The sequence below is a fragment of the Lentiprolixibacter sp. genome, from assembly GCF_982873095.1.
The window spans coordinates 1-2625 of sequence record NZ_CEYNTP010000313.1; the positions used below are offsets into that span (position 1 = coordinate 1).

5 protein-coding genes are annotated in these 2625 nt (G+C 44.2%); all 5 read left to right on the forward strand.

All coding sequences use genetic code 11. The features are described 5' to 3' along the window. Window positions 1-2: 2 nt before the first annotated feature. Window positions 3-425: a nitrous oxide reductase accessory protein NosL gene (locus tag AC4E7D_RS13695; protein ID WP_490174341.1), complete on the forward strand. Its 423-nt coding sequence runs from the start codon at window positions 3-5 to the stop codon at window positions 423-425. Between the two features lie 3 nt (window positions 426-428). Continuing rightward, window positions 429-722 (forward strand): cupin domain-containing protein, encoded by a 294-nt coding sequence (locus AC4E7D_RS13700; protein WP_490174342.1) that lies wholly within the window; start codon window positions 429-431, stop codon window positions 720-722. A gap of 1 nt (window position 723) precedes the next feature. Next, on the forward strand, window positions 724-1158 hold the full coding sequence (locus tag AC4E7D_RS13705; RefSeq protein ID WP_490174343.1) for a CopD family protein: 435 nt from the start codon (window positions 724-726) through the stop codon (window positions 1156-1158). Then, a complete protein-coding gene (locus tag AC4E7D_RS13710; protein ID WP_490174344.1) occupies window positions 1155-2405 on the forward strand; it encodes a nitrous oxide reductase family maturation protein NosD in 1251 nt (416 codons plus the stop codon). Before AC4E7D_RS13705 ends, AC4E7D_RS13710 begins: the two co-directional genes overlap by 4 nt. Continuing rightward, the coding region (locus AC4E7D_RS13715; RefSeq protein WP_490174345.1) for an ATP-binding cassette domain-containing protein at window positions 2402-2625 on the forward strand (224 nt) is incomplete at its 3' end. The genes AC4E7D_RS13710 and AC4E7D_RS13715, both read left to right, overlap by 4 nt.

A 2625-nucleotide genomic window follows, 5' to 3' on the forward strand; every position in this document is an offset into this window, starting at 1 on the left:
ACATGTTATCGCTACTACTGCCACTGTTCGTTTTGGTGGGCTGTGCCGTGGAACCCAAGCCTATAGCATACGGTTCAGATACCTGTCATTTCTGTCGGATGACCATAGTTGACAAGCAGCACGGTGCAGAAGTAGTTACCGGTAAAGGAAAGGTGTACAAATTTGATGCTGTGGAATGTATGTTCAACTATATGCCCGCTGTAAAGGACCCTTCCAATGCACTATTTTTGGTAAATGGATATGTCCAACCCGGGGAATTGATTGAAGCTTCTGGGGCTACCTATCTCATCAGTGAAGGAATCCCAAGTCCGATGGGGGCGTATCTTACGGCTTTTGCAAGTGAAGCGGATGCACGGGACGCACGTACCCTTCACGGGGGTCAGGTCTACACCTGGCAGGAATTAAAAGCGCACTTAAAAAAATAGCCTATGTACGAGGTTGGACAACAAATAAAGACACAACACATCAGTGGTATCAGTGTAAAAAAGCACCTGAAAAACAAAGCGTTTGAGATCCTAAGCATAACGCTTGAAAAGGGAGCCGAATTACCAGAACACACCTCCCCTAAAGCGGCCTTTCTTCTGGTTCTCGACGGGGCTATAGATTTTACTATAGAAGGGAACACCTATCCTATTGAAGCCTTAGAGGATTTTTCCTTCCCCGCGAACAGAGCACATTCGGTTTCAGCAAGGGAAAATTCGAGAATCCTTATTATTCGCTGACATGATGATTAAAACCATCATATTTATCCATATTCTTGCCGCTACCATATGGACCGGTGGCCATTTGATCCTTTCCTTGGGATTTCTGCCGAAAGCGCTTAGGGAAAAAGACTTTAGGATCATAGAATATTTTGAATCCCGCTTTGAACCCATTGGCCTTCCTGCCTTATTCATACTGGTAGTTTCCGGGGTCTATATGACGAGCTATTACGCTCCGGATATCTTTCAATTAAACTGGCAGGACCACTATACCCGACATATTCTGATAAAATTCAGCTTACTCATACTCACCTTGTTATTGGCACTTCATGCCCGGCTGATCCTTATTCCAAAAAAGGCCCTTCGCCCTTTGGCGTTTCATATCATCGCCGTAACTTTTTTATCTATTCTCTTTGTGCTGGTAGGTTTCAGCGCACGAAGCGGAGGAGTACTATGATACCGGTATGGAAACATAACATTATTTTATTGGCGCTGGGCTTACTCCTGCTTATCCCCCAATGCAAGGCACAGCGCATTGAAGTCTGCAATACCTGTGAGGTGGTTAGTATACGGGAGGGGATCGACCTGGCGAAAGAAGGGGATACACTTCTTATCAAAAAAGGGGTATACCAGGAATACAATATCCTTATTGATAAACCGCTTAGTATAATTGGTGAAGGGTATCCCGTAATAGACGGGCAGGAAAAGGGGGAGATTTTCAGGGTGGCATCAGATGATGTGCGTATCCAAGGCTTGAATATTATAAATGTTGGGGTGAGCTATACCTCTGACCATTCTGCCATTCGCGTCGTTCAAAGCAGAAATTTCAATATTACGGATAACTGTTTCGGGAATCTATTTTTCGGCATTTTTCTTGAAAAATCCTCCCATGGCATAGTGAAGGGTAATTTGATATCCGGAATAGCAAGAGATGAATACAATTCGGGCAATGGGGTACATCTCTGGTACTCAAAAAATATATCGGTTATTGAGAACCAAATAGAAGGCGTCCGGGACGGGATCTATCTCGAGTTTTCAGATTCCATACGTATTCGGGGAAATGAAAGCCGTAAGAACCTGAGATATGGTTTGCATTTCATGTTTTCCAACAACAACCGATATACGGATAATCTTTTCGAGAACAATGGCGCCGGGGTTGCAGTTATGTTTTCCAAACAGATCCGGATGACGGGGAACCGCTTTCGTAAAAACTGGGGTCCGGCTTCCTACGGTATGTTATTGAAGGAAATAAATGACGCAGAGATCACCGGTAATGTTTTTGAGGAAAATACCGTTGGTATTAACATTGAAGGGTCTAACCGAATTACTTACCAGGAGAATGACTTTATTAGTAATGGATGGGCCATAAAGGTGTTGGGAGCCTGTTATTCGAATTCCTTCCACAAGAACAATTTCCTGTATAACTCCTTCGACCTATCTTACAACAGCAATGTTAACGACAACACCTTTGCAGGGAATTATTGGAGCAATTATTCCGGATATGACTTGGATAAAGACGGAGTTGGGGATGTTCCGCACCGTCCCGTGAAGCTCTTTTCCTATATTGTAAACCGAACTCCGGAAACACTAATCCTTTTGCGCAGCCTTTTTATGGACCTGATCGATTTTTCGGAACGCGTATCGCCCGTGTTTACACCCGATAATTTAACGGATGCCCAACCTCAAATGAAAAAGATCCAATGATTCAGGTTGAGAACTTGCACAAGCGCTACGGTAAGAATGAAGTGCTCAAAGGGGTAGACCTCAGTATTTCCAAAGGCGGTATCTACGCTGTACTGGGGCCCAATGGTTCAGGCAAGACCACACTCATCAAATCTGTTCTTGGGATGGTAATTCCTGACGAGGGTACAATCCGTATATCAGGGATGCCGATCAGGAAGAAATGGAAGTACAGGGAAGAGAT

Excerpts from the sequence above, each read along its gene's own strand:
- AC4E7D_RS13710 (WP_490174344.1), top strand. The coding sequence starts at position 1,155 with ATGATACCGGTATGGAAACATAACATTATTTTATTGGCGCTGGGCTTA.
- AC4E7D_RS13700 (WP_490174342.1), top strand. The coding sequence starts at position 429 with ATGTACGAGGTTGGACAACAAATAAAGACACAACACATCAGTGGTATC.
- AC4E7D_RS13695 (WP_490174341.1), top strand. The coding sequence starts at position 3 with ATGTTATCGCTACTACTGCCACTGTTCGTTTTGGTGGGCTGTGCCGTG.
- AC4E7D_RS13705 (WP_490174343.1), top strand. The coding sequence starts at position 724 with ATGATGATTAAAACCATCATATTTATCCATATTCTTGCCGCTACCATA.